At 68.1% G+C, this 23378-nt stretch carries 24 protein-coding genes; 14 read left to right on the forward strand and 10 right to left on the reverse strand.

Going from position 1 to position 23378, the window contains the following annotated elements; all coding sequences use genetic code 11:
- Positions 1–4: 4 nt before the first annotated feature.
- Genes hutG through hutH form a run of 3 tightly spaced genes read left to right on the forward strand, consistent with a single transcriptional unit; the run spans position 5 to position 4015 of the window.
- Positions 5–823: an N-formylglutamate deformylase gene (gene hutG, locus ACODSC_RS05750; RefSeq protein WP_488812625.1), complete on the forward strand. Its 819-nt coding sequence runs from the start codon at positions 5–7 to the stop codon at positions 821–823.
- The gene (gene hutU, locus ACODSC_RS05755; RefSeq protein ID WP_488812627.1) at positions 820–2484 is read left to right on the forward strand and encodes a urocanate hydratase; all 1665 of its coding nucleotides are present in this window, start codon (positions 820–822) and stop codon (positions 2482–2484) included. The genes hutG and hutU overlap by 4 nt, the downstream gene beginning before the upstream one ends.
- A gap of 1 nt (position 2485) precedes the next feature.
- Positions 2486–4015 carry a histidine ammonia-lyase gene (hutH, locus tag ACODSC_RS05760; RefSeq protein WP_488812629.1) on the forward strand — a complete coding sequence of 510 codons (1530 nt, stop codon included), beginning with the start codon at positions 2486–2488 and terminating at the stop codon, positions 4013–4015.
- Between the two features lie 5 nt (positions 4016–4020).
- On the opposite strand, the gene ACODSC_RS05765 is transcribed toward hutH, so the two are convergent.
- The 3 genes from ACODSC_RS05765 to ACODSC_RS05775 form a co-directional block, all read right to left on the reverse strand.
- Positions 4021–4593 carry a manganese efflux pump MntP gene (locus ACODSC_RS05765; protein WP_488812631.1) on the reverse strand — a complete coding sequence of 191 codons (573 nt, stop codon included), beginning with the start codon at positions 4591–4593 and terminating at the stop codon, positions 4021–4023.
- A gap of 216 nt (positions 4594–4809) precedes the next feature.
- The gene (gene fni / locus ACODSC_RS05770) at positions 4810–5841 is read right to left on the reverse strand and encodes a type 2 isopentenyl-diphosphate Delta-isomerase (RefSeq protein ID WP_488812633.1); all 1032 of its coding nucleotides are present in this window, start codon (positions 5839–5841) and stop codon (positions 4810–4812) included.
- A 4-nt stretch (positions 5842–5845) separates the two neighbouring features.
- Complete coding sequence (locus ACODSC_RS05775) at positions 5846–7717, reverse strand: PPC domain-containing protein (RefSeq protein ID WP_488812635.1); 1872 nt, start codon at positions 7715–7717, stop codon at positions 5846–5848.
- A gap of 93 nt (positions 7718–7810) precedes the next feature.
- Between ACODSC_RS05775 and folD the strand changes: the two genes are divergently transcribed.
- The 5 genes from folD (at position 7811) to ACODSC_RS05800 (ending at position 11772) form a co-directional block, all read left to right on the forward strand.
- Complete coding sequence (folD, locus tag ACODSC_RS05780; protein ID WP_488812637.1) at positions 7811–8734, forward strand: bifunctional methylenetetrahydrofolate dehydrogenase/methenyltetrahydrofolate cyclohydrolase FolD; 924 nt, start codon at positions 7811–7813, stop codon at positions 8732–8734.
- 61 nt (positions 8735–8795) lie between these two features.
- A complete protein-coding gene (locus tag ACODSC_RS05785) occupies positions 8796–9479 on the forward strand; it encodes a LemA family protein (protein ID WP_488812639.1) in 684 nt (227 codons plus the stop codon).
- A complete protein-coding gene (locus tag ACODSC_RS05790; protein WP_488812641.1) occupies positions 9476–10285 on the forward strand; it encodes a TPM domain-containing protein in 810 nt (269 codons plus the stop codon). Before ACODSC_RS05785 ends, ACODSC_RS05790 begins: the two co-directional genes overlap by 4 nt.
- On the forward strand, positions 10285–10962 hold the full coding sequence (locus tag ACODSC_RS05795; protein ID WP_488812643.1) for a TPM domain-containing protein: 678 nt from the start codon (positions 10285–10287) through the stop codon (positions 10960–10962). Before ACODSC_RS05790 ends, ACODSC_RS05795 begins: the two co-directional genes overlap by 1 nt.
- 72 nt (positions 10963–11034) lie before the next feature.
- Positions 11035–11772 (forward strand): endonuclease/exonuclease/phosphatase family protein, encoded by a 738-nt coding sequence (locus ACODSC_RS05800; RefSeq protein ID WP_488812645.1) that lies wholly within the window; start codon positions 11035–11037, stop codon positions 11770–11772.
- Here ACODSC_RS05800 and ACODSC_RS05805 read toward each other — a convergent pair.
- Positions 11757–13235, reverse strand: coding sequence for a phospholipase D-like domain-containing protein (locus ACODSC_RS05805; RefSeq protein ID WP_488812647.1), 1479 nt, complete (start codon positions 13233–13235; stop codon positions 11757–11759). The two genes, ACODSC_RS05800 and ACODSC_RS05805, sit on opposite strands and share 16 nt — an antisense overlap.
- A 157-nt stretch (positions 13236–13392) precedes the next feature.
- On the opposite strand from ACODSC_RS05805, the gene ACODSC_RS05810 reads away from it, so the two are divergent.
- The 5 genes from ACODSC_RS05810 to pip all read left to right on the forward strand — a co-directional run bounded on the left by ACODSC_RS05810 (position 13393) and on the right by pip (position 18388).
- On the forward strand, positions 13393–13575 hold the full coding sequence (locus ACODSC_RS05810) for a hypothetical protein (RefSeq protein ID WP_488812649.1): 183 nt from the start codon (positions 13393–13395) through the stop codon (positions 13573–13575).
- A gap of 129 nt (positions 13576–13704) precedes the next feature.
- Positions 13705–16296, forward strand: a complete 2592-nt coding sequence (locus ACODSC_RS05815) for a coiled-coil domain-containing protein (RefSeq protein WP_488812651.1) — start codon at positions 13705–13707, stop codon at positions 16294–16296.
- 44 nt (positions 16297–16340) lie between these two features.
- Positions 16341–16976 carry a hypothetical protein gene (locus ACODSC_RS05820; protein ID WP_488812653.1) on the forward strand — a complete coding sequence of 212 codons (636 nt, stop codon included), beginning with the start codon at positions 16341–16343 and terminating at the stop codon, positions 16974–16976.
- 47 nt (positions 16977–17023) lie between these two features.
- Complete coding sequence (locus ACODSC_RS05825) at positions 17024–17380, forward strand: DUF423 domain-containing protein (protein WP_488812655.1); 357 nt, start codon at positions 17024–17026, stop codon at positions 17378–17380.
- Between the two features lie 33 nt (positions 17381–17413).
- The gene (gene pip, locus ACODSC_RS05830) at positions 17414–18388 is read left to right on the forward strand and encodes a prolyl aminopeptidase (RefSeq protein WP_488812657.1); all 975 of its coding nucleotides are present in this window, start codon (positions 17414–17416) and stop codon (positions 18386–18388) included.
- Between the two features lie 99 nt (positions 18389–18487).
- On the opposite strand, the gene ACODSC_RS05835 is transcribed toward pip, so the two are convergent.
- Positions 18488–18886 carry a DoxX family protein gene (locus tag ACODSC_RS05835; protein ID WP_488812659.1) on the reverse strand — a complete coding sequence of 133 codons (399 nt, stop codon included), beginning with the start codon at positions 18884–18886 and terminating at the stop codon, positions 18488–18490.
- A gap of 104 nt (positions 18887–18990) precedes the next feature.
- Positions 18991–19689, reverse strand: a complete 699-nt coding sequence (locus ACODSC_RS05840) for a pirin family protein (protein WP_488812661.1) — start codon at positions 19687–19689, stop codon at positions 18991–18993.
- 120 nt (positions 19690–19809) lie between these two features.
- Between ACODSC_RS05840 and ACODSC_RS05845 the strand changes: the two genes are divergently transcribed.
- Entirely contained in the window at positions 19810–20736 is a 927-nt protein-coding gene (locus ACODSC_RS05845; RefSeq protein WP_488812663.1) for a LysR family transcriptional regulator, read from the forward strand.
- Positions 20737–20739: 3 nt separating this feature from the next.
- On the opposite strand, the gene ACODSC_RS05850 is transcribed toward ACODSC_RS05845, so the two are convergent.
- The 4 genes from ACODSC_RS05850 to ACODSC_RS05865 are packed head-to-tail and all read right to left on the reverse strand — an operon-like array spanning position 20740 to position 23330.
- Entirely contained in the window at positions 20740–21036 is a 297-nt protein-coding gene (locus tag ACODSC_RS05850; RefSeq protein ID WP_488812665.1) for an I78 family peptidase inhibitor, read from the reverse strand.
- Positions 21037–21062: 26 nt separating this feature from the next.
- Positions 21063–21419, reverse strand: a complete 357-nt coding sequence (locus ACODSC_RS05855; RefSeq protein ID WP_488812667.1) for a hypothetical protein — start codon at positions 21417–21419, stop codon at positions 21063–21065.
- Positions 21377–21835, reverse strand: coding sequence for a DNA polymerase III subunit chi (locus ACODSC_RS05860; protein WP_488812669.1), 459 nt, complete (start codon positions 21833–21835; stop codon positions 21377–21379). Before ACODSC_RS05860 ends, ACODSC_RS05855 begins: the two co-directional genes overlap by 43 nt.
- Positions 21836–21854: 19 nt before the next feature.
- On the reverse strand, positions 21855–23330 hold the full coding sequence (locus ACODSC_RS05865; RefSeq protein ID WP_488812671.1) for a leucyl aminopeptidase: 1476 nt from the start codon (positions 23328–23330) through the stop codon (positions 21855–21857).
- Between the last annotated feature and the right edge of the window lie 48 nt (positions 23331–23378).

A 23378-nucleotide genomic window follows, 5' to 3' on the forward strand; every position in this document is an offset into this window, starting at 1 on the left:
AACCATGCACGACTGGCTGACCGTCCACGAAGGCTCGGCGCCTTTGGTGATCGGCCTGCCGCACACCGGCACGGATATCCCAGCTGCGATCGAGGCGCGGATGACCTCGTCCTGGTTGGCGCGCAAGGATGCGGACTGGTGGGTCGATCGGCTGTACGATTTCGCCGCCGACATGGGCGCGACGCTGGTCCGCACCGGCGTTTCCCGCAGCGTCATCGACGTGAACCGCGACCCGTCGGGCGTCTCCCTCTATCCGGGCATGACCACGACCGGCCTTTGCCCGACCGAGACCTTCGACGGCGAACCCCTCTACCGCACGGGACAGGAACCCGACGCGGCCGAGATCGAGGCGCGTCGCACCGCGTGGTTCGATCCCTACCACGCCGCCCTGATGCACCAGATCGAGCGCCTGCGCGGCTCGGGGCCAGTCGTCCTCTACGACGCCCATTCGATCCGCTCGGTCGTGCCGCGGCTGTTCGAGGGCGAACTGCCTCAGTTCAACATCGGCGACAACGACGGGACCACATGCGCGTCCGCGCTGACCCAGGCCGTTGCATCCGCATGCGCCGTCAGCGGCGACAGCCTGGTCGTCAACGGCCGGTTCAAGGGTGGCTGGACCACGCGCCATTACGGGCGACCGGAGACGGGCGTCCACGCCATCCAGATGGAGCTGGCGGAGCGGGGCTATATCCTCGATCCCGCAGGGCCGGTCACGCCGGACAACTGGCCCAGCCCCTATGACCCCGACCGTGCAGGTCCGATGCGCGACCATCTGCGCCGCGTCCTGAACGCCTGCATCGCCTTCGCCGAGAGCCAGAGATGAACACGCCCAACGCCCGGATCGTGCGCAGCCCGCGCGGGCCGGACAAGACCGCCAAGACCTGGGCCGCAGAGGCCGCCATGCGCATGCTGATGAACAACCTCGACCCTGAGGTGGCCGAACGGCCCCAGGACCTGGTCGTCTACGGCGGCATCGGCAAGGCGGCTCGCGACTGGGCCGCTTTTGACAAGATTGTCGAGACGCTGAAGACGCTGGAAGCCGACGAGACCCTGCTGGTCCAGTCGGGCAAGCCGGTCGGCGTGTTCCGCACCCATGCCGACGCGCCGCGCGTGCTGATCGCCAACTCCAACCTTGTGCCCAAATGGGCGACCTGGGAGCATTTCAACGAACTCGATCGCAAAGGGCTGATGATGTACGGCCAGATGACGGCCGGGTCGTGGATCTACATCGGCACCCAGGGCATCGTCCAAGGCACCTACGAGACCTTCATGGAGGCCGGCCGCCAGCACTATGGCGGCGACTGGTCGGGCAAATGGATCCTGACGGCGGGCCTGGGCGGCATGGGCGGCGCGCAGACCCTGGCTGCCACCATGGCCGGCGCCTCCTGCCTCGCCATCGAATGCCAGCGCAGCCGGATCGAGATGCGGCTGAAGACCCGCTACCTCGACGTCATGGCCGAGACGTTGGACGAGGCCCTGGCCCTAATCGAGACCGCCAGAACGACGGGAAAGCCCATATCCGTCGGCCTGTTGGGCAATGCGGCGGATGTTGTGCCTGAGCTGGTGCGACGCGGCGTTCGACCAGATCTGGTCACCGACCAGACCAGCGCCCACGACCTGATCAACGGCTATCTGCCCCAAGGCTGGACTGTGGCCGAATGGGAGGACAAGCGGACCTCCGACCCCGCCGCCGTCGAGGCGGCCGCCCGCCGATCCTGCGCCGTTCATGTTCAGGCGATGCTGGACTTCCAGAAGAGGGGCGTGCCCGTCGTCGACTATGGCAACAACATCCGCCAGGTCGCCTTCGACCAGGGCGTGAGCGACGCCTTCGACTTCCCCGGCTTCGTCCCCGCCTATATCCGGCCCCTATTCTGCCGGGGAATCGGCCCGTTCCGCTGGGCCGCGCTGACCGGTGACCCCGAGGATATCAAGAAGACCGACGCGGCGATGAAGGCGCTCTTCCCCGACAACGCCGGCCTGCACCGCTGGCTGGACATGGCCGGGGAACGGATTGCATTCCAAGGCCTTCCGGCACGTATCTGCTGGATCGGATTGGGTGATCGACACCGCGCTGGCCTGATGTTCAACGAGATGGTTGCCTCGGGCGAACTGTCCGGCCCCATCGTCATCGGCCGCGACCATCTCGACAGCGGATCGGTCGCCAGCCCAAACCGCGAGACCGAAGCCATGATGGACGGCTCCGACGCCGTCTCGGACTGGCCCTTGCTGAACGCCCTGCTGAACACGGCCTCGGGCGCCAGCTGGGTGTCGCTGCATCACGGCGGCGGGGTCGGCATGGGCTATTCCCAGCACTCGGGCGTCGTCATCGTCGCCGACGGCACGCCGGAGGCCGCCAGACGGCTGGAACGGGTGCTGTGGAACGACCCGGCCACGGGCGTCATGCGCCACGCCGACGCCGGTTATGAGATCGCGCGCGCCGCTTCACGCGAACACGGCCTGAACCTCCCCAGCCTGAAGGCCTGACATGACCACCCTGACCATCGGCCGATCGCCCCTGACCCTGGCGCAGCTCCGCGCCGTTCTGGACGGCCCCGTGAGCGTCTCCATCGCCGCCGACGCCTGGCGCGACGTCGAGAAGGGCGCCGCGACCATCGCCGCCATCGTGGCCGAGGGCCGCACCGTCTATGGCGTCAACACCGGCTTCGGCCTTTTGGCCAACACCTCCATCGCGCCGGAGGACCTGGAGACCCTGCAACGCAATCTGGTGCTCAGCCACGCCTGCGGCGTGGGGCCCCTGCTGCCCGATGCGGTCACGCGCCTGTTGATGGTGCTGAAGATCGCCAGCCTGTCGCGCGGGGCGTCCGGCGTTCGGCGCGAAACGCTGGAGGCGCTGATCGCCCTGGTGAACGGCGACGTCCTGCCCTGTATCCCCTCCAAGGGTTCGGTCGGCGCCTCGGGCGACTTGGCGCCCCTGGCCCATATGTCTTGCGTCCTGATCGGGGTCGGAGAAGCCCGACTGAACGGGGAGACGCTTGAGGCCGAGGCCGCTCTCGCCAAGGTCGGTCTCGCGCCCCTGACGCTGGGACCCAAGGAAGGTCTGGCCCTGCTGAACGGCACCCAGTGTTCGACCGCCCTGGCGCTCGCTGGCCTGTTCGCGGCCGAGGCCGTTTTCGCCGCCGGCATCGCGGCCGGCGCCCTGTCAGTGGACGCCCTGAAAGGCTCCGACGCCCCGTTCGATCCCCGCATCCACGCCCTGCGCGGCCAGCCGGGACAGATCGCCGTCGCCGCCCGCCTGCGGGCGCTGATGACAGGCTCGGCCATCCGCGACAGCCACCGCGACGACTGCACCAAGGTTCAGGACCCCTACTCCCTGCGCTGCCAGCCCCAGGTCATGGGTGCCATCCTGGATGTGCTTAAGACCGCCGCCGCGACGCTGGAACGCGAGGCCAATGCGGTGACTGACAATCCGCTGGTCTTCATCGAAGACGGAGATGTCATCTCCGGTGGAAACTTCCACGCCGAACCCGTTGCTTTTGCAGCCGATCAGATCGCCATGGCCCTGTGCGAGATCGGCAATATCTCCGAGCGGCGGACCTCCATTCTGGTCGATCCGAAGATGAGCGAATTGCCAGCCTTCCTGGTCAAGGAAAGCGGCCTGAACTCAGGCTTCATGATCGCTCAAGTGACAGCCGCCGCCCTGATCGCCGAAAACCGGATGGTCGCCCATCCGTGCAGCGTGGACACGGTCCCGACCAGCGCCAACCAGGAAGACCACGTCTCCATGGCCACCCACGGCGCGCGCCGCCTGCTGGACATGGCCGAGAACGCGGCGACGGTCGTTGGCATCGAACTGCTGGCGGCGGCGCAAGGGCTGGAGTTCCATCGCCCCCTGACCAGTTCGCCTGCCCTGGAGCAGGTCTTCTCCATCGTGCGGGAAGCCGCCGCGCCCTACGCCAGCGACCATTATTTCGCACCGGACATCGCCCGTGCGACCGACGGCGTCAGAACAGGTCGTTATCGCCCCTTCGCCGGGGACCTGTTGCCCTCGACCTAACGGCGTCAGCCGCCGAGCATGCCCAGGTGCTCCAGCAGGATCATCGTTCCCAGTCCGATCAGGGCGACCCCGCCGATCAGTTCCGCCGCCTTGCCCAGCCGCATCCCGACGGCTCTGCCGATCAGCATGCCCAGGGTGGTCAGAACGAAGGTGGTGAAGCCGATCGAGGCGGCGATCACCCAGATGTTCGCTCCAATGAAGGCCAGGCCCACGCCGATGGCCGCCGCGTCGATACTGGTGCCGATGGCTGTGGCGATAAGGGCCCAGGGGCCGGAGCGGCGTGGAGCATCCTCTTCCTGAGCCCGCCGCGGCTTGGCGCCTTCCCAGATCATCCTGCCGCCGACGAGCGTCAGCAGGGTGAAGGCGATCCAGTGGTCGATCTGCTGAACCAGCCCCGCCGCCACCAACCCCAGCCCCCAGCCGATCAGCGGGGTGATGGCCTCGATAACGCCGAACACCAGGCCCGCCTTGATGGCCGACGGCACACTGGGCCGATGCGACGCCCCACGCCCGACGGCGGCCGCGAAGGCGTCCGTGGACATGCTGAGCGACAGGATGGCGATGGCTCCTGGGGTCATGAAGCGAACACTCGACCGGGCACGGGACAGCGGCTCCACGCCGGCCGGTGCGGCGGTGGAACGCGCTGGTCTCGCTAGGCGGTGTTTCCGCTGATCGCGCCACGCGCCGAAGCGCGAGTGTGTTGACCCGATCCCGACGATAAGGACGCCGGAAGCTACTCCCCAACAGGAGGCGGTCCTCTACACGCCGCCACGCCGGATTGGCAACCGAAGAGGTCAGTCGAGGGGTTGCAGCGCCGCGCGACGTAGCCCCGCGAGATTGGCGGAGTTGGTGCAGAAACAGACGGTTCGCAGCTGTCGGATGACCCGTTGAAAATGTTCCTCCACCGCCTCGGTCGATGTCGCGGCGGCCGCCAGAACCCCCGCCGCCTGGCCTGCGATGTCCGCCCCGAGGCGAATCGCCTTGGCGACATCCAGTCCGTTGCGGACCCCGCCCGACCCGATGATCGTGGCCTCCGGGCAGGCGCGCCTGACATCGACGATGGCGCGGGCCGTCGGCGCGCCCCAGTCGGCGAAGACGGCGGCGTGGGCCTTGTCCGCCGGATCGACCGCGCGTTCGCCCTCGACCAGCGCCCAGTTGGATCCGCCTGCGCCCGCGACATCCACGGCTGCCGCTCCCATGTCGATCAGCCGCCGCGCCGTGCGGCCCGACAGTCCTGCGCCCGTCTCCTTGACCACCACCGGCGCATCCAGTTTCCGGATTAACGCCTCGAGGGCCGCGCCGACGCCCCACCAATCGCGATCACCCTCGGGCTGACAAGCCTCCTGCAGCGGGTTCAGATGGACCACCAGGCCGTCGGCGTCGATCATCTCGATCGCCCGCCTCGCCTCGTCCACGCCAAAGCCACGTGTCAGTTGGGCCGCGCCGATGTTCGACAGGATCACAGTGTCAGGCGCGCGGCGACGCAGCGTCCGGTCCAGACCGCCGACGGCCCCGCCCTCGATCGCCGCCCGTTGCGACCCGACGGCCAGGGCGATGCCCAGGTGCTGGGCGGCCTCGGCTAAGCGCGCATTGATCGCCTCCGCCCGCGCCGGACCGCCAGTCATGGCGCTGATCAGCAGCGGCGCCTTCAGGCGTTTGCCCAGAAAATCGGCGCCCAGGTCGATCTTGTCGTGATCAAGGTCAGGCAACGCTTCGTGGACGAAATGGACCCGGTCGAAACCGGCGTCCCGCGCATGCCGCCCGCGCCCGTCCAGCACCACGTCGAGGTGCTGGTCCTTGCGGTTGGGCGGCGCGGGCTCAGTCATTCCTCTACTCGGCGGCCGCGCTGTTCCGGGACGCGCTCCCGGCGGGCTGTCGCTCGACGGTCAGGGCGTAGGCGCCGGTCTGGTTGGGACCGAAGGCGCGGGCGCGCACCACGTACCAACCATCGTCCGGCGCGGTCCAATCCAGCTTGGCGTGGGTGTCCGACAGACTGTCGTCGTCGGTGGCCAGGCTGGTGAACTCGCCTTCGTCGTCGACCTCACCCAGGTCCAGGAAAGAGTCGAAGGCGTTGGACACCATGGTGATCCGCAGCTTCTCATCCTTCTTCGCCTGGAAGCGATAGGCGTCGAAATAGGCCCCTTCGTAGCTCAAGGCGGCGCTGTTCGACAGGGCGCCGCGCACCGTGCCGCCGACCAGCAGGCTGCCCGGCTTCGGCTCCGGCCCGCGATCCAGCAGTTCGAGCGAATAGAGCCCCTTGCCTTCCGCATCCAGCGGGGAGGTTCGAACCACATAGTCGCCGTCAGACGGGAGGGTGAAGTTCAGGCGCGAATCCGTGCCTTCCGCCAGGCCGTCGTCGTCGCTGGCCAGAGCTTCGAAATCGTCCCCGGCCTCGCCGATCTCCAGATAGGCGTCGAAATCGCCTGATCGCAGGATCGCCTGGACGCGCTGCCCCTCTGTCCCGGTGAAGACATAGGCGTCGTAGCGTTTGCCGTCGTCGCCCCGGGGGTCCTCGTCCGTGATTTCGCCGTCGACCTTCTGACCGAAGGTGGCGACTGTGGGCGGCGGCGGCGGCGCGGTCTCGGTGAGCTTCAGCGTATAGTCGCCCTCGGCCTCGTCGCTGAAGCCGCGCGCCTCGATCAGATATTCGCCATCGGCGTCCAGGGTATGGGCGATGCGGGAGTCCGTGCCCGACCCCGCGCCGTCGTCGTCCTGCGCCAGCACCGCGTTGTCCGACAGGCGGCGAAGCGTCAGATAGGCGTCGAAGTCGCTGGACGCCATTTCGATGGCGACGCGCTGTCCCTGCGTCCCGTTGAAACGATAGGTCTCGGCGTGCTGGCCGTCGTCATTGGTCGGGCTGTTGGACCCCAGTTCACCCTTGATCTCGTCGCCGACAGCGATGGGCTTGGACGGCGGAGCGGGCGGCGCCTCGGAAAGGCCCACCGCGTAGCGACCGACGCCGTCTTCCAGCGATGTGGCGCGGATGATGTAGTCTCCCGCCGTCGGCGCCGTGAAGGTCAACCGCGCGTTCAGTCCGCCGCCGGGCGAATCGTCGTTGGAACTCAGTTCGACGAAGTCAGGCCCGTTCATCCGCCCCACCCGCACGAGCGGATCGAAGGCGTCAGAGTCCAGGGTGACGACGACCCGTTCGCCCTCTCGGGCGCGGAAGGCGAAGGCGTCGTAACGCCCGCCGTCGTCCTGCTCTGCGTCACGCGCGGTCAGTTCGCCGGTCTGGGTCGCGCCGACGCGAATGCCGCCAGGGCGCGGCGCACGCGGCGCGGCCGGCCGCTCCTGCAGCGACAGTCGATAGTCGCCGCCCTCCAGCCCGCTCAGCGTCCTTGCCCGCAGGACGTAGGCGCCGCCTGTCTCGGGCGTGAACCGCAGCCGCGCGTTCGTTCCGTCTCCCTGCCCGTCGTCGTCGGTGGCCAGCGGTTCGTCGTCGGCGCCGTCGGCGTAGACCGACAGGAAGGCGTCGAAATCATCCGAAGCCAGGGTCGCTTCCAGCCTTTGACCCGCCCGCGCTTCGAACCGATAGTCGTCATAGCGGTACTCGTCGTCCGCCGCCTTGCCGTCACTGTCCGTCAGGGCGCCGTTCACCGTTGCGCCAATCCGCAAGGGCTGGGCGTCCTGGGCTGCTGCCGGCCCGACGGCCCACAGCAGGGCGAGGGTGCTGACAGCGGCGACAAGAGACGGACGATTCATGAATTCCTCCAGCATTGGGCGCGGATCATAGACGCCGAACCGCGACGGCTGTAAATCGCCGCCATCCTGATTTTCCCTCCAGACGGAGCTGCCATGTCGGCCCAATCCACGCCCGCGACCCTGATCGACGGCAAGGCCTTCTCCGCCGCCCTGGTGGAGCGTGTCGGCGCGGCCGTCGCTCGGCTGGAGGCCGCCCATGGCATCGAGCCCGGCCTGGCCGTCGTCATCGTCGGCGAAGATCCCGCCAGCCAGATCTATGTGCGCAACAAGGGCGAGACGACGCTGCGCGCCGGCATGCGCTCCGACACTCACCGCCTGGCCGATACGACCAGCCAGGACGAGCTGCTGGCCCTGATCGCCCAACTGAATGCGGACACGGGCATCCACGGCATCCTGGTGCAACTGCCCCTGCCCGCCCACATTGACGCCTCGGTGGTGCTGGACGCCATTTCCCCGGACAAGGACGTGGACGGCTTCCACGTCGTCAATGCGGGTCGTCTGGCCGTCGGCCTGCCGGGCCTCGTGCCCTGCACCCCTCTGGGCTGTCTGATGCTGCTCAAGGATCAGTTGGGCGATCTGTCGGGTCTGAACGCCGTCATCGTCGGCCGCTCCAATATTGTCGGCAAGCCGATGGCACAGCTTCTGCTCGGCGAAAGCTGCACCGTGACCATCGCCCATTCCCGCACCCGCGACCTGGCCGAGGTGTGCCGCAGGGCCGACATCCTGGTCGCCGCAGTCGGTCGCCCGGAGATGATCAAGGGCGACTGGATCAAACCGGGCGCCACCATCATCGACGTGGGCATCAACCGCGTCCCCTCGGCCGATCCGGTCAAGGCCGCCGAGGGCAAGACCCGCGTCGTCGGCGACGTAGCCTTCAAGGAGGCGGTCGAGGTCGCGGGCCGCATCACCCCGGTTCCCGGCGGCGTCGGCCCCATGACCATCGCCTGCCTGCTGGCCAACACCTATTCGTCGGCCTGCCGCATCAACAATATCGAGCCGGAATCCTTAAACGCTTGAAGCGATCCGACCTTGCGATGATAGTCCCCTGAACGGCGATCAGCGCCGACAGGGAGATGTCATGGTTCGCCTCAACGCCCGCGCCCTTGCTCTGACGGCTGCACTCCTCATCACCCCGGCCATGGCCGGTTGTGGCTACAACACCATCCCCACCAAGCAGGAACGCGCCGAGGCGGCCTGGGCGGACGTTCAAAGCCAGTATCAGCGCCGCGCCGACTTGGTTCCCAATCTGGTCGCCACCGTCCAAGGCGCCGCGATCCAGGAACGCACCACCCTGACGGACGTGATCAACGCCCGCGCCCGCGCCACCTCTGTCAATGTCTCGGCCGACGACCTGAACAACCCGCAGGCCTTCCAGCAGTATCAGGAGGCCCAGGGCCAACTGTCCGGCGCCCTGTCGCGCCTGCTCGTCACGGTCGAAGCCTATCCCCAGCTTCAGGCCAACCAGAACTTCCTGACCCTGCAGTCGCAGTTGGAAGGCACCGAGAACCGCATCGCCATCTCGCGCCGCGACTACAATGAGGCCGTCCGCGACTACAACACCACCCTGCGCACCTTCCCGCAGGTGATCTGGGCCAAGACCCTGCATGGCGGCTCGCAGCCGATGCAGTTGTTCACCGCCACCGCCGCCGCCCAGTCGGCGCCCCAGGTCAACTTCAACCTGAACGCCCCGCCGTCCAACGCTTCGGCGCCCGGCGGCGGCGCGCCGACCGTGGCGCCGGGTTCGACCCCACCGGCCCAGTGAACCGTCTCCCGATACGGACGCGGCGTCCGGCGGGCGTCGCCGCCATCCTCCTGGGGCTCGTCGCCGCCTTCCTGTTCGTCCTTCCGGCGGCGGCCCAGAGCAGGCTCGACTTCCCGCCCCTGACCGGCCGGGTGGTCGATCAGGCCAATCTGCTCGATCCCGCGACCGAACAGGCCCTGAGCGAGAAACTGGCGGCGCTGGAAGCCGCAACAAGCGATCAGCTGGTCGTCGTCACCCTGAACAGTCTTCAGGACCAGGAGATCGAGGACTACGGCTATCAGCTGGGTCGCGCCTGGGGCATCGGCCAGAAGGAAAACGACAACGGCGCCCTGCTGATCGTCGCGCCGAACGAACGCAAGGTCCGCGTCGAGGTCGGCTATGGTCTCGAACCGATCCTGACCGACGCCTTCTCGTCTCAGGTCATCCGAAACGACATCCTGCCGTCCTTCCGCGACGGCGACTACCAGACCGGGGTGGTCAAGGGCGTGGACGCCCTGGTCGCCCAGCTGTCGCTCGACCCGGCCGAGGCCCAGGCCCGCGCCCAGGCGGTAGCGCAGCAACAGGACGCCAAGGGCGAGTCCATCGTCCCGATCGTCATCATCGCGGCCATCTTCGTCTTCATGTTCCTGATCGCCATGCGGTCTGGGCGCGGGCGACGCAGCGGCGTCGGATCGGTGCTTCTGTGGGCCGCCTCCGAAGCCCTCAGAAGCTCAGGGCGCGGCGGTGGCGGATGGGGCGGCGGCGGTGGTGGATTCGGCGGCGGGGGCGGCAGCTTCGGCGGCGGCGGTGCTTCGGGAGGATGGTGATGCAGATCACGGACAGCGACCGCGCCCGGATCGCGGAGGCCATCGCGGCGGCCGAGCGCCAGACCTCGGGCGAAATCTTCTGCGTCATCTCGCGGCGCGTCTCCACCTATACCGACGTCAGCCTGGCCTGGGCGTCGGCGGCCGCCCTGCTCGTGCCGATCGTGGCCATCCCCTTCGCGCTTGATTTCCAGTGGCCCGGCGCCGGCTGGGAGGCCGCCCACCAGGCGACGCAGGCGGCCAGCACGGGGCGGGCGCTGGCGCTCTACGCCCTCGCGCAGGCTGTCATCTTCGTCGGCGTCTTCCTGCTGACCCGCCTGCCTGCCGTCCGCCGCCTGGCCACGCCCTCGGGGGTCAGACGCGCCCGAGTCCGCGAGGCGGCGCTGCAGCAGTTCCTGGCCCAGGGCGTCCATGTCACCCGCGAACGCACCGGCGTCCTGCTGTTCGCCGCCCTGGACGAACACCAGGTCGAGCTGATTGCCGACGAAGGCATTCACAGCCAGGTGGACGAGAGCGCCTGGGCCGAGGCCGTCGCCGCCCTGACGCGCGAGCTGCGCGCCAAACGCCCGGTCGAAGGCTTCTCGACCGCCATCGCCCTGTGCGGCCAGGTGCTGGCGCGACACTTCCCGCCGCGTGCGAACAATCCAAACGAACTGCCCGATCACCTGATCCTGCTCTGAGCGTCGCATCGGGGTCGCAATCGAGGCCGAAAAGGCCTAGCTCACGGTCCTGGCCCAGACATCCGCAGATTCATGCCTCGCCTCCTCACCTACAATGTCCATCGCTGCGTCGGCACGGATCGCCGGCTGGACGTCGACCGCATCGTCGCCGTCATCGCCGAATACGAACCCGACATCGTCTGCCTTCAGGAACTGGACGTTGGCCGCCTTCGCACAGGCGGCGTGGACCAGGCCGAGGCCATAGCGGCGGGCCTGTCGATGACCTCGCGCTTTCATCCGGCGATGCGCGTCGAGTCCGAACTGTACGGGGACGCCATACTGACGGCGCATCCCGAACGGCTGATCCGCGCCGGCGCCCTGCCGACGGTTTCCGGCATTCCGGGGTTGGAGCCTCGCGGCGCCATCTGGTCCGAGATCGAGATCGACGGAACCGCCGTCAATGTCCTCAACACCCATCTGGGTCTGGTCCCACGCGAGCAACGACTTCAGGCCGCCGCTCTGGTCGGCGCCGGCTGGGTGGGCGGCTGCTCAGGCCCGACTTTGCTGGCGGGCGACTTCAACGCCACCTCGATCACCCGACCGTATCAGACCCTGTGCCGCAGCCTTCAGGACTGCCAGCGGCAGTTGGGGGTCAAGCCCAGCGTGAAGACCTTCCCCTCGGCCTTCCCGGCCATCCGCATCGACCATTGTTTCGTCAGCCCGGAAATCAGGATTCGCGGCGTGCGTTCGGACTATTCACCCCTGGCCCGCGTGGCGTCGGACCACCTGCCGCTGATCATAGACTTCGACGTGGTTCAGCCCGGCGCCTGACCGCCCTCGGACGCGGGCCGTGTGCGACGCGACCGGTTCAGCCGCTTCCACGGCCGCCAGGCGTCGGTCGAAGAGGTCGGATCGCCCAGCTGCCATTCGGCGAACATCCGCTGGATCCGCGTCGGCGGTTCGGACCCCAGCGGCTTCAACCGATCGGTGTCGAAGTTGCAGATGGCGGCGCCGACCGAGCCGAACACCCCCTCCACCGCCGCATAGTCGTCCGTCGCAACGCCCAGCCAATGGGCGATGGTCCGATGCCGATGGGCGGTGATCGCGGCCCGTCCCGCATCATCGGTCGGCTCGGCGGCGATGTCGCACTCCGTGTCCAGCCCCATTGAACGGTTGTTCAGATTGGTCGATCCGATCCGCAACAGACGGTCGTCGATGATGGACACCTTGGCATGGACGATGATCCGGTCGCCATGTTCCGTCAGCGGGGCGAACGCGAAAAAGCGATTGTAGATGTCGGCCTGTTCCAGGCGGAACAGCACCTCGGCCCGCGCTGTGTCCATCGTCATGCTGTCGAACCAGCTGGGGCTCTTGCCGGTCGAGATCACGATCACCTCGGGCCCGTCCGGCTCGGCCAGGCGTCGCGCCAGGGCCGCCGCGATAACCGGCGAGGTGAAATACTGGTTCTCGAAATAGATCAGACGCTTGGCGCGACGAATGGATTCCAGGTGCAAGGCCTCGCTCTCGCGCACCTCGTGCCGCCCGGACCATTTAGGCTCGGTGCGCGCGATGCCGACCGGCACATCGGTCATCTGCACAGGCACGCCGTCAGGCCAGGGGTCGCCCTCGACCTCGTCCGGCGCCGTCCGCTCCCAAGTCGCCTTGAACCAGCGTTCGCGCGCCAGATCACCCAGCGCCCGCGCGGCCGGACCATCCATCACGCTCATCACCTCGTGCCGAGCCTTGCAGATCAGGCCGCTGGGCAGGGCGCGGCGCGGGTCGCCGTCCAGATGTTCGTCGGAGTCCCATCGGTCGGTGGAAATGTCCCCGCCGCCGCAGAAGGCGACCTTGTCGTCGATGACGATGACCTTCTGGTGGTGGCAGGCCCCGATCGGCCCGGGCGAATCCAGCCGGAACTCGACCATCCGCTTGCGGAACCAACGCTGCGCCCGGTGCGGATAAAAGCCCTGCGACGCCGCGATCAGCAGCGGCGATTTCCAGATCAGCAGCCGCACGTCCAGGTCGGGCTTCTTCTTGACCAGCATCCGCAGCTGGCGACCGATCTCGGCCGACTTGTCCCCCGGTCGCGTTTCCGGGTCCAGATGGGTGCGAGGATCGAACTGCCACCCCAGCAGCACGATGGACCGTTCCGCCTTCTGCAAGGCCAATGACAGGGCGTCGAAATAGGCCTCGTTCTCCATCAGCACGGAAAAACGGTTGGCGACGGCCACGTGCCAGAGCCCCGGCCCGGGCTCCAGCAGACTGCCGTCATAACTGTCGCTGCTTTGCGTCATGCGGTCCATCTGCCCGATTCGCGTGACACCGCGTCGGAACGCCCATCCACCTCCGTTCCATGCACATCGCGCGCGGTCAATCTTTGGCGGCGGGATTGTGACGTTCGCCCATTTGAGTCATAAGGAGCGTGGCCGTTCGGGCCGCAGGGAGGGCGGAATGCAGGCGTTGGTCGAACTGATCGCCGGCTTCATTGCGCTCCTGGCGGCCGCCGTCCTGTCGCAGTTCGGCGTTGATATCCACACGCCGAATCACGCGGACCGTGAAGTGCATCGGGTGACCGAATGCCGCGACGCCGGTTCGTCCTCGGCGATCCTCACCGACACCAAGCGCGACTGCTGATCGCGACCCGCCCACCTCAGACGCCCATCGACGGGCTGCGCCTTCGAGGCGGTTTCGTCCGAACCGATCATGCTCTAGGGTCTCGTCGGCGTTGTCGGACGCCCGCGTAGAGATCGAGTTTTACCGCTGATGAAGTCTCCCAAACGGCCGCCGCTCAAGCTGACCGAAGACGAGGTCGCTCCGCCCGTCGAACTTTCGACGGATGACGCAACCCTGTCCGACGAAGCGGCGCCCGACCTCTCGCCTATTCCCGAGCCGGAGCTGGAGATCGTCCAGCCCACCTTCGCGCCGCCCATGTCCGAACGCCGCCGACGGCGTCTTCTGGAAGAACAGCGACAAGCCCAGGAACGCGCCGCCGCCGCAGAGCGCGCTCCGAACGCGGAAAACCGCTCCGTCTCTCCACCCGAACTTGCGGCCGAACCGACCCCCGAATCGACCGCCGGCGTCGAAATGGCCGTGGCCGCCGGCAAGCCGCCCACCACGTTCGAGCGCTCGCCGCCCGCCGTGACCACGGTCGCCACCACGCGCCATTCCGACCCTTCCGGCCGTCACGCCTATCTGATCGCCGGCATCGCCTCGGCCCTGTGGATCGGGGGCGTCGCCTCCTGGGCCGCCTATGAGTTCGGCGCCGGCGGTGCGGAGCTGGATCCGTTGCGGATCGCCATCTACGCCCTGATCGCCCTGGCCCCCGCCGGTCTGGCCATCATGCTGGCCCATGCCGTGCGTCAGGGCGCAGGTCTCGCCGCCGAGACCCGCCGCGCCAGACAACTGGCCGAGGCCCTGGTCGCCCCCACCGCCCTCGCCGCCCAGCAGACCGGCGAAGTCCTCCAGTCCCTGCGCTCCGACATCGACCATGCCGCCCTGGCGGCCGAACGCGCCCGTCACGACATGGCCCTGCTGCGCGAAGCCTTGGCCGAAGAGACCTCCCGCCTGAACGAGGCCGCCGAGAACGCCGGCCGTACCGCCCGTCGCCTGACCGAAAATCTGGGCCGCGAGCGCGACCAGATGCAGACCCTGGGCCTTCATCTGGATGCACAGGCGTCCGGCGTCATCGACGCCGTCGAGCGCCAGTCGCGCATGGTCGCAGACGCGTCCGACCTGGCCCAGGCGCAGTTGCGCGAGGCCGAAGCGGCCCTGGCCGCTCGCGCCGCCGACCTCGCCGCCGCCGCCGGCGAGGCCCAGGACGCCGCCCGCGTCGCCGCCGACGACCTTGCCCGCCAGACCATCCGCCTGGAGACCGCCGGCTCGGGCGTCGCCGAACAGATCCAGTCGGTCGAGGAAGGCCTGGGCCAGCAACGCGCCGCCCTGGTCACCGCCGCCTACGCCCTGCGCACCGATCAGGAAGACTTCTCCGCCCAGGTCGAGAGCCAGCGCGCCCAGTTGATCGAACATCTGTCGGCCACCCGCACCGCCAACACCGACCTGGGCCAGACGTCCCAGACCTCGATCGAGACGATGCGCGACCTGGTGGAAGCCGCCGCCGACCAGTTCCGCGCCCTGGTGGACATGTCCCAGCGCGAGGCCGACGGCTTCGATTCCGCCACCAAGGTCGCCCTGGATCGGTTCGAGGCCCTGGCCGCCGAAGCCCGCGACGCCCTTATGGAGGAGACCCGCCGCGCCCTGGAGCAGATGCGCGCCACGGCCGAGGACTCCCGCGCCGCCGCCGCCGACGCCGCCGAACAGGCGCGTCTGCGCACCGACCGACTGGGCGAATCGCTGTTCGAAGCCGCGCAGAAGGCCGACCAGGCCGCTGACGCCCGCATCGACGACGCCCGCCGTATCGTCGGCGAGACGTCGAGCCTGCTGGACCAGACCAGCGAACGGATGGTCAATCGTCTGGAGACGCTTGTCGCGCGCCTGAACTCGGCTCTGTCCGAGATCGACACCGCCGTGGCCGACATCGACGACCGCGCGGCCCGACTGCCGCAAGAGGCCCGCGCCCGCGCCGACGCCGTGCGCGCCACGGTCGAGGAGGGCCTGGCCTCGCTTTCCGCCGCCTCGCGCAAGGCGGCCGACGATACCGAGGCGCTGGATCTTGGCTTCCAAGACCGGGTTCGCCGCAACTACGACATGCTGACCGAGGCGGTCCGGCTGATGGGCGTGGTCTCCGGCGACGCGGCGCCCGCGCGCCGTCGCGAGCCGACGCCCGAGATCGAGTCCCGGCCCGATCCCCGCCCCGCGCGGCCGACCCCGCCGCCGGTCGAGGAGCGCAAGTTCGGCCTTCGCAGCCGCCTTCGCCTCGAACCGGCCGAACCGCCGCGCTCGAACGCGAACGAGGGCCTGGACTGGAGCGATCTGGTTTCCGGCGACGACGACAACGAAGCTCCGCTTGAGTTGGACACCCCCTCCCCGTCGCCGGCCGAGTCCGAAGCCCTTTCGGACCGCGTCACCGCCGCCATCCGGCGCATGGGCGTCGATCCCAACGCGCTCTTGCCGCGATCGCGTGTCGAGGAGGCGGCCCGCGCCATCACCAAGGGCGACCCGGACGCCGCACGCCAGATCGTGCGCCGTGTCGCCCCCGCCGCCGTGCGCAGCGTCTCGCGCCGCGTCCTCAGCGACGCCGACCTGCGCGCCGACGCCGAACGCTACGTCCGCAGCTTCGCCTCCGCCTTGGCCGCCTCGGCTCTCGCGGGCGACGGCGCAGCCGTCCAAAGCAGCTTGGCGTCCGATAGCGGTCGCGCCTTCATGTTGCTGGATGCGGCCGTCGGCGACCTGGGCTAAGGATGATCGGGGCTTGACGGCGTTCGGAAGTTGAAGCCACCTACATGCGTCACCGAACTGTCATGGACATGGCTATGGCCGGCACGATGAATGAGATCGACGGCCCCGCGAGTGCTGACCGCCGCCCAGGCATCATCATCTGCGCCTATGACGGCGAGGATCCCGGCTGGGATCTGGTCGAGGACCTGTCCGGCGAGATATGGAGCCCCATTGGCGCGCGCGCAGTCCCCATCGCCGCCGCCGATCCCGACGAATTGGCCTCGACGCTGGCGGCCCGCCTGGGCAGCGGCGACTGCCGCGCGGTCCTGCTGGTCGGACGTACGCACAAGGGCGACGGTTTCCGCGTCCAGATGCGCGCCGAGAACCGCACGCTGGACTACAAGCACCGCCTATCCAGCACCGGCCCCGGCGTCGCCCGCTCCACCGCCCCGGTCGCCGACATGCTGCGCGCCCTGACCGCCGTGGGGCTGGAGGCCGACGCCTCGTCCGAGGCCGAGGAAGACGTAGGCTCCTATCTTCTCTACCGCGTGCTGGCCGACCTGCCCGACGGGCCGCTCACGCCCGCCATCGGCCTGCTGCGCGCGCCCGCCCCCGCCAATGAGGCGACGGTGCGCAAGGGCATCAAGGCCGCCGCCACCGCCATGGCCAGCCACCTGACCCCTCTGCCTCGCGCCGGCTAAGCGCAGCAGTGGCAGACTCTCACGCTCCACCCGGCTAGGCTGGTCGGATGATCGTGAGTCGCAACCTGATCCTCTTCGCCGCCCTGAACGGCGCCATGGCCGTCGCCGTCGGGGCCTTCGCCGCGCATGGGGCGGGTCCGCAGATCAAATCCCTACTGACGACCGGCGCCCAGTATCAGATGGTCCACGCCGTCTTCGCCTTCGGCTGCGCCCTGTTGCTGGACGGCGGCCGAATGGCCCGCATCGCCGGCTGGCTCGGTGCGGCGGGCGGGCTGGTGTTCTGCCTCTCCCTGGCGCTGATCGCCTTTCTCAGCGCGCCCGCCTTCGGCGCCGTCGCCCCCGTCGGCGGCCTGCTGATGATCGCCGGTTGGCTTTGCCTCGCCGTTGCGGCATTGCGTTCCTAGCCTTCCAGCCTCTCGCAGAAAGACCGATTCTTCATGGCCTTCCCCGCGTCTGTCGATTTGCGTCGTGAGCTTTATCCCGAGATCGAACCCCACGCCTCGGGCTGGATGACGACCGACGGGGTCCATGAAATCTACTACGAGGAATCGGGCAATCCGCACGGCCGCCCGGTCCTGGTGCTGCACGGCGGCCCGGGCGGCGCGGTCAATCCAGGCATGCGCCGCTATTTCGACCCGGCCGTCTATCGCATCATCATGTTCGACCAGCGCGGCTGCGGCCTGTCGCGGCCCCACGCCTCGCTCGAGAACAACACCACCTGGACCCTGATTGAGGATATCGAGCGTCTTCGCGTCCTGTGCGGCGTCGATCAATGGGTGGTGTTCGGCGGCTCGTGGGGGTCGACCCTGTCGATGGCCTACGCCATCACCCATCCCGAACGGTGCCTGGCCCTGGTGCTGCGCGGCATCTTCCTGCTGACGAAGAAGGAGCTGCACTGGTTCTACCAGGACGGCGCCTCGATGATCTTCCCTGACGCCTGGGAGCGTTTCGTCGCCCCCATTCCCGAGGCCGAGCGCGGCGACCTGATGGCCGCCTATTACAAAAGGCTGATCGGCGACGACGTCGCCGAACGCGAGCGTTGCGCCGTCGCCTGGTCCAGCTGGGAAGGCGAGACGGTCAGCGTGCAGGGTCCCGGCGCCCGTCCCGAGAAGTTCGCCGAACCCGAGTTCGCCGTGGCCTTCGCCCGGATCGAGAACTGGTTCTTCACCAACGGCGGCTTCTTCGAGGAGGAAGGCTGGTTGCTGAAGAACGTCGATCGCATGCGCCACATTCCCTGCTGGATCGCCCAGGGACGGTTCGACGTGGTCACGCCGATCTCCGGCGCCTGGGCGCTGCACCGCGCCTGGCCCGAGGCGAAGCTGGACATCGTCGGCGACGCCGGCCACGCCTCGTCTGAACCGGGCATCATCGACAGCCTGGTCCGCGCGACGGACTGGGCGGCCACCCTCTGACGGCCGCAAACGACCGCCAACCTCCTGACGCCGGATATTCGTCAGGGCTTTCGAGGCCCTGACGAATAGATGCGCCGCTATGAGGCGGACGCGGCCAGCCTACGCCCGGCCGCGCAGCCTGCCGTCCACGCTCCACGAACCGGGACCTGCGGCCAGCAGATACAGGAAGATGAAACAGAACAGGATGGCCGCATCGCCGCCGTTCACCGCCGGATAGGGGCTGGAGGGCGCGTGGAACATCCAGTAGGCCACCGCCATCTCTCCGGCCAGGATGAAGGCCACAGGCCGGGTGAAGGCGCCCAGCACCAGCAGCGAACCGCCGACAAGTTCCAGGATAGCGCCGATCCCGAGCAGGGACATGATCTCGACCTGACCCGGTTGCGCGCCCTCCGGGAAGCCGAACAGTTTCACCACGCCGTGCGCCAGGAACAGTAAGCCCGCGATGATACGCAGGATCGCGCGGAAATGCGGCGATGACGCTTCGAGTTGATTGAACATCTTGTGGTCTCCTCCCCATGGCGGGGACGGCCCGCACCGGGCGGGTCATCCGGCCGAAGACGGTTCGGCCGGATAGGTTGATCCGAAAACTTGGGCCTTGTCGATCAGGCGGCGTCCACCAGCACGATCTCGGCGTCCGAGAGCGCCTTGACCGTGACGACGTCTTCCTGGGCGATGGCCGCGCCGTCGCGGGCGCTCAGCTTGACGCCATTGACCTCGACCTCGCCCTTGGCGGGAACCAGATAGGCGCGCCGGGTCGATCCCAGCGCATAGTCCGCGCTATCGCCCGCCTTCAGCGTCGCCGCCACGATCCGCGCATCTGTACGGATCGGCAGGGCGTCCTCATCCCCGTCGAAGCCCGAGGCCAGGACCACAAACTGCCCGGACCGCTCGCCCTTGGGGAAGGGTTTGGAGCCCCAGCTGGGCGCCTCGCCGCGCTTGGTCGGTTCGATCCAGATCTGGAAGATCCGCGTCAGCTCCGGCTCGGCGTTGTATTCGGCGTGGCGGATGCCGGTGCCCGCACTCATCACCTGAACGTCGCCGGCCACGGTGCGGCCCTTGTTGCCCAGGCTGTCCTCGTGGGTGATGGCCCCGTCGCGGACATAGGTGATGATCTCCATGTCGGCGTGCGGATGGGGCGGAAAGCCCGAACCGGCGGCGATCTCGTCGTCGTTCCAGACCCGCAGATTGCCCCAGCTCATGCGCTTGGGATCATAATAGTTGGCGAAGGAGAAATGGTGTTTGGCGTTCAGCCAGCCGTGGTTGGCGCCGCCAAGGGATTCAAACGGTCTGCGCTCGATCATCGAACTCGTCCTTTCGCGTCGGAACCGTCCGACGCCTTTGCTTGACGCCAAGATAGAGATCGCCGACCGAACAGAAATAGAAACAGCTGAAACTCATCGTTTCCGAACGCAGAGCCGCCCATGTCCCGCCTGCCTGACCTCGAAGCCCTGGCCATCTTCGCCAAGGTGGCTGAAAGCCAATCCTTCTCCGGCGCCGCCGACGGTTTGGGCATGTCCAAGGCGACGGTGTCAAAGGCCGTGTCGCGCCTGGAGCAGCAACTTCGCACCACACTATTGCACCGGACCTCGCGCCGTTTCGCCCTGACCGACGCCGGACGAAGCTTGGCGGCCCGCGCCGCCCACATGCTGGCTGAGGCCGAGGGCGCCGTGTCCGAGGCGCTGGACATGTCGGTGACGCCGCGCGGCGTGGTGCGTCTGGCTGCGCCCATGTCCTTCGGCATGGCCTATGTCGCCCCCGCCCTGCCCGAGTTCCTGGCCACCCACCCGGACGTGTCCATCGACCTGCACCTGTCGGACGAGGTGATCGATCTGGTGGGCGGCGGTTTCGACTGCGCCTTGCGGATCGCCGCCCTGCCGGATTCCTCCCTGACGGCGCGCAAGCTGAGGCCCGTGGCCCGCGCCCTGGTCGCCTCGCCGTCTTATCTGGACCAGCGCGGCCGTCCCGCCCACCCCGATGATCTGGCCCGTCACGCCTGCCTCGGCTACGCCTATATGCCGTCGCCCGACAGCTGGCGGTTCAGCAACGACGCGGGCGAAGAGGTGGTCGTGCATCCGCGCGGCCCGCTGCGGGCCAACAACTCCGACGCCCTGACCGCCTCGCTATGCGCCGGCCTTGGCCTCTTCCCTCAGCCGGACTTCATCTACTGGAAAGACGTCGCCGACGGCCATCTGGAGACGGTGATGACCGACTGGCGCCTGCCGCCCATCGCCCTGCATCTGGTCGCGCCCAGCAGCGGACCGCGCCCGGCGCGGGTCACCGCCTTCATGGACTATCTGGCCAGGAAGTTCAGCGGACCCTTATGGCCGGGCGACACCGTCGGACGCTGAGCGTCAGCCGCACTTCACTTCGCGCACGATATTGGTCGCCTCGTCATAGACGAAGTTCACCCGGTTCTCGCGATAGTCCATCGTCGCCGCGCAAGTGGTGCACAGGACGCGGAAGGTCTGACCCGTCGGCGCGTTCGGGATGGCGGACCGGTTCTGTCCGACATAGCTCTGATAGTCCTCGACCTTGCAGGCCTTGAACGCCGTCTCCGATCCCGGGGCGGTCTCGGCGGTCTGGGTCGGCGCACAGGCCGACAGCGTCAATGCGCCGGCGGCCATCAGCGTGCTCAGGATGATCTTCATAATCGTCTCTCCCTCATGTCCGCCGCCTAGCCGCAGCGAACCTGTTCGATGATGCCGGTGTCGGCGTTGTAGAAAATGTTCAACCGATAGGCCGAAAAGTCCTGGGTCACCGGGCAGGTGGTGCAGGTCACACGCCGGTTCACGACCTCGACGGGGACGGGGATTTCGGTCCGGGACTTACCGACCAGATACTGCATCTCCCCCGCCTTGCAGACATCGACCGTCTGGGCGGTGGGCATGCGGCTGCCGACCGGCGGGTTCACCTGCGCCTGTTCGACGGTGCGTGGAGCCGGGGCGTCTGCGACGGGCGTCGAACAGCCCGCCAGCAGCACCAGCCCGATCAGGCCGCCTTTTCCCAGCGCCCTTCGTCGGTCTGACGCCAATAGGCCAGGTTCGCGCCCTGTTCCTTCAGAGCCTTCCAGCGCCCGCGCGCGTGCTGCAAAGCCGGCTCGTCCCCACCGTCGAAAATAATGAAGCATCGTTCGAACCCTTCCGTCGCGCCCAGTTCTGCGTCGTCGACTATGAACAGCGCCTGAGCGCCGTTCAGGTTCTCTCCCGATTCGCTCAGCAGCACCGGCTGGCGATCGGCATGGGGCTGATCCGCGCGCCCATGCGGCAGGAAGCTCTCGTCGCGAAAGGTCCACAGCGTCTCATCGACCTCGTCCAGTCGATGCGAATGCGACGACTTCACAAGAGCCCGCCAACCCCGCTCGAGAGTCTTCTCGAGCAGGGTCGGCAGCACCTGATCCAGCGTCGAGCGCTCCAGATGGTAGAACCAGATTTCGGGCTTGTCGCTCACCCGGCTCTACCTCCGGCGATCACGCTTCGTAGGCGTCGGCCACCATGCGATCCAGCGTGCGCACGGCGAAGCCGACGCCGCCTTCCGGCACGGTGGGGCTGGGGCTCTTGTTGGCCCAAGCGGTCGGGGCGATGTCCAGGTGAGCCCAAGGCACGCCGTTGGTGAACTTCTGCAGGAACAGGGCGGCGGTGATCGAGCCGCCGGCGCGGCCGTTGCCCATATTCTTCAGGTCCGCGATCTTGGATTCGATATGCTGGTTGTAGATGTCCGGGATCGGCATCCGCCAGAAGTTCTCGCCGACCGTCTTGGAGGCCGACAGGATGTTGTCGGACACCTCGTCCGAGTTCGAGAAGATGCCGGCGTAGTCCAGCCCCAGCGCCACGATCATGGCGCCTGTCAGCGTCGCCAGGTCGATCATGAACCTGGGCTTGAAACGCTCCTGCGTGTACCAGAGCGCGTCCGCCAGAACGAGGCGGCCCTCGGCGTCGGTGTTGATCACCTCGACCGTCTGGCCCGACATGGAGACCACCACGTCGCCGGGACGCTGGGCGTCGCCGTCCGGCATGTTCTCGACCAGGCCCAGCACGCCCACGGCGTTGACCTTGGCCTTGCGGCCGGCCAGCGCCATCATGGTTCCGGCCACGGCGGCGGCGCCGCCCATGTCCCACTTCATGTCCTCCATGCCCTCGGCGGGCTTGATGGAGATGCCGCCGGTGTCGAAGCAGACGCCCTTGCCGACGAAGGCGATGGGCTGCTCGCCGGCAGCGGCGCCGTTCCACTGGATGACGGCCAGCTGGCTCTCGCGACGGCTGCCCTGCCCCACGGCCAGCAGGGTGCGCATGCCCAGCTTCTCCATCTCGGCCTCGCCGAGGATATCGACCTTCAGACCCAGGCTTTCCAGGTTCTTCACGCGCTTGGCGAACTCGGCCGGGTAGAGGATGTTCGCGGGCTCGGACACCAGGTCGCGGGCGAAGATCACGCCGTCGGCGACCGCCGACAGCGGCTCCAGCGCGGCCTCGGCGGCGCGCAGGTCGGACGTCGCCACACGAAGGGTGGTGATCGAGGGGACTTTGTCGGCCTTCTGCGTGGTCCGGTACTTATCGAAACGATAGGCGGCCAAGCGCGCGGCGAAGCCCACGCGAGCGGCCTGCGCCGGCGTGAGGTGCGACGCGTCCAGCGTCAGGACGTCCGCACCCGACAGCTTGACCGCCGCATAGGCTGCGCCACCGAAGGCTTCGACCGCCAGATCGTCCTGCTTGTCCTTGGCGCCCGCCCCGATCAGCAACACGGTGTCGGCGTTCACGCCGGTTGGCGCGGCCACGGCCAGGCTCTGGCCGGTCTTGCCGGTGAAGCGTCCCTTGGCGATCGCCCGGGTCAGGGCGCCGCCGGTCCGGCCGTCCAGATCGGCCCCGGCGGCTGTGAACTCACGGCCTTCGAACACGGGGACCGCGAGGATTTCAGCGGTGTCTACGGCGGCGACGAATTCGATCTTCATACAGCGACTCCAGCCAGGCCCCACCCGGCATCAACAACGGAAGAAATG

The sequence above is a fragment of the Brevundimonas sp. FG128 genome (assembly GCF_057809775.1).

Bases quoted from the DNA above. Each gene is read 5' to 3' on its own strand.
- hutG (WP_488812625.1), top strand. From the start codon at position 5: ATGCACGACTGGCTGACCGTCCACGAAGGCTCGGCGCCTTTGGTGATC.
- hutU (WP_488812627.1), top strand. From the start codon at position 820: ATGAACACGCCCAACGCCCGGATCGTGCGCAGCCCGCGCGGGCCGGAC.
- hutH (WP_488812629.1), top strand. From the start codon at position 2,486: ATGACCACCCTGACCATCGGCCGATCGCCCCTGACCCTGGCGCAGCTC.
- ACODSC_RS05765 (WP_488812631.1), bottom strand. From the start codon at position 4,593: ATGACCCCAGGAGCCATCGCCATCCTGTCGCTCAGCATGTCCACGGAC.
- fni (WP_488812633.1), bottom strand. From the start codon at position 5,841: ATGACTGAGCCCGCGCCGCCCAACCGCAAGGACCAGCACCTCGACGTG.
- ACODSC_RS05775 (WP_488812635.1), bottom strand. From the start codon at position 7,717: ATGAATCGTCCGTCTCTTGTCGCCGCTGTCAGCACCCTCGCCCTGCTG.
- folD (WP_488812637.1), top strand. From the start codon at position 7,811: ATGTCGGCCCAATCCACGCCCGCGACCCTGATCGACGGCAAGGCCTTC.
- ACODSC_RS05785 (WP_488812639.1), top strand. From the start codon at position 8,796: ATGGTTCGCCTCAACGCCCGCGCCCTTGCTCTGACGGCTGCACTCCTC.
- ACODSC_RS05795 (WP_488812643.1), top strand. From the start codon at position 10,285: ATGCAGATCACGGACAGCGACCGCGCCCGGATCGCGGAGGCCATCGCG.
- ACODSC_RS05800 (WP_488812645.1), top strand. From the start codon at position 11,035: ATGCCTCGCCTCCTCACCTACAATGTCCATCGCTGCGTCGGCACGGAT.
- ACODSC_RS05805 (WP_488812647.1), bottom strand. From the start codon at position 13,235: ATGACGCAAAGCAGCGACAGTTATGACGGCAGTCTGCTGGAGCCCGGG.
- ACODSC_RS05810 (WP_488812649.1), top strand. From the start codon at position 13,393: ATGCAGGCGTTGGTCGAACTGATCGCCGGCTTCATTGCGCTCCTGGCG.
- ACODSC_RS05815 (WP_488812651.1), top strand. From the start codon at position 13,705: ATGAAGTCTCCCAAACGGCCGCCGCTCAAGCTGACCGAAGACGAGGTC.
- ACODSC_RS05820 (WP_488812653.1), top strand. From the start codon at position 16,341: ATGCGTCACCGAACTGTCATGGACATGGCTATGGCCGGCACGATGAAT.
- ACODSC_RS05825 (WP_488812655.1), top strand. From the start codon at position 17,024: ATGATCGTGAGTCGCAACCTGATCCTCTTCGCCGCCCTGAACGGCGCC.
- pip (WP_488812657.1), top strand. From the start codon at position 17,414: ATGGCCTTCCCCGCGTCTGTCGATTTGCGTCGTGAGCTTTATCCCGAG.
- ACODSC_RS05835 (WP_488812659.1), bottom strand. From the start codon at position 18,886: ATGTTCAATCAACTCGAAGCGTCATCGCCGCATTTCCGCGCGATCCTG.
- ACODSC_RS05840 (WP_488812661.1), bottom strand. From the start codon at position 19,689: ATGATCGAGCGCAGACCGTTTGAATCCCTTGGCGGCGCCAACCACGGC.
- ACODSC_RS05845 (WP_488812663.1), top strand. From the start codon at position 19,810: ATGTCCCGCCTGCCTGACCTCGAAGCCCTGGCCATCTTCGCCAAGGTG.
- ACODSC_RS05850 (WP_488812665.1), bottom strand. From the start codon at position 21,036: ATGAAGATCATCCTGAGCACGCTGATGGCCGCCGGCGCATTGACGCTG.
- ACODSC_RS05865 (WP_488812671.1), bottom strand. From the start codon at position 23,330: ATGAAGATCGAATTCGTCGCCGCCGTAGACACCGCTGAAATCCTCGCG.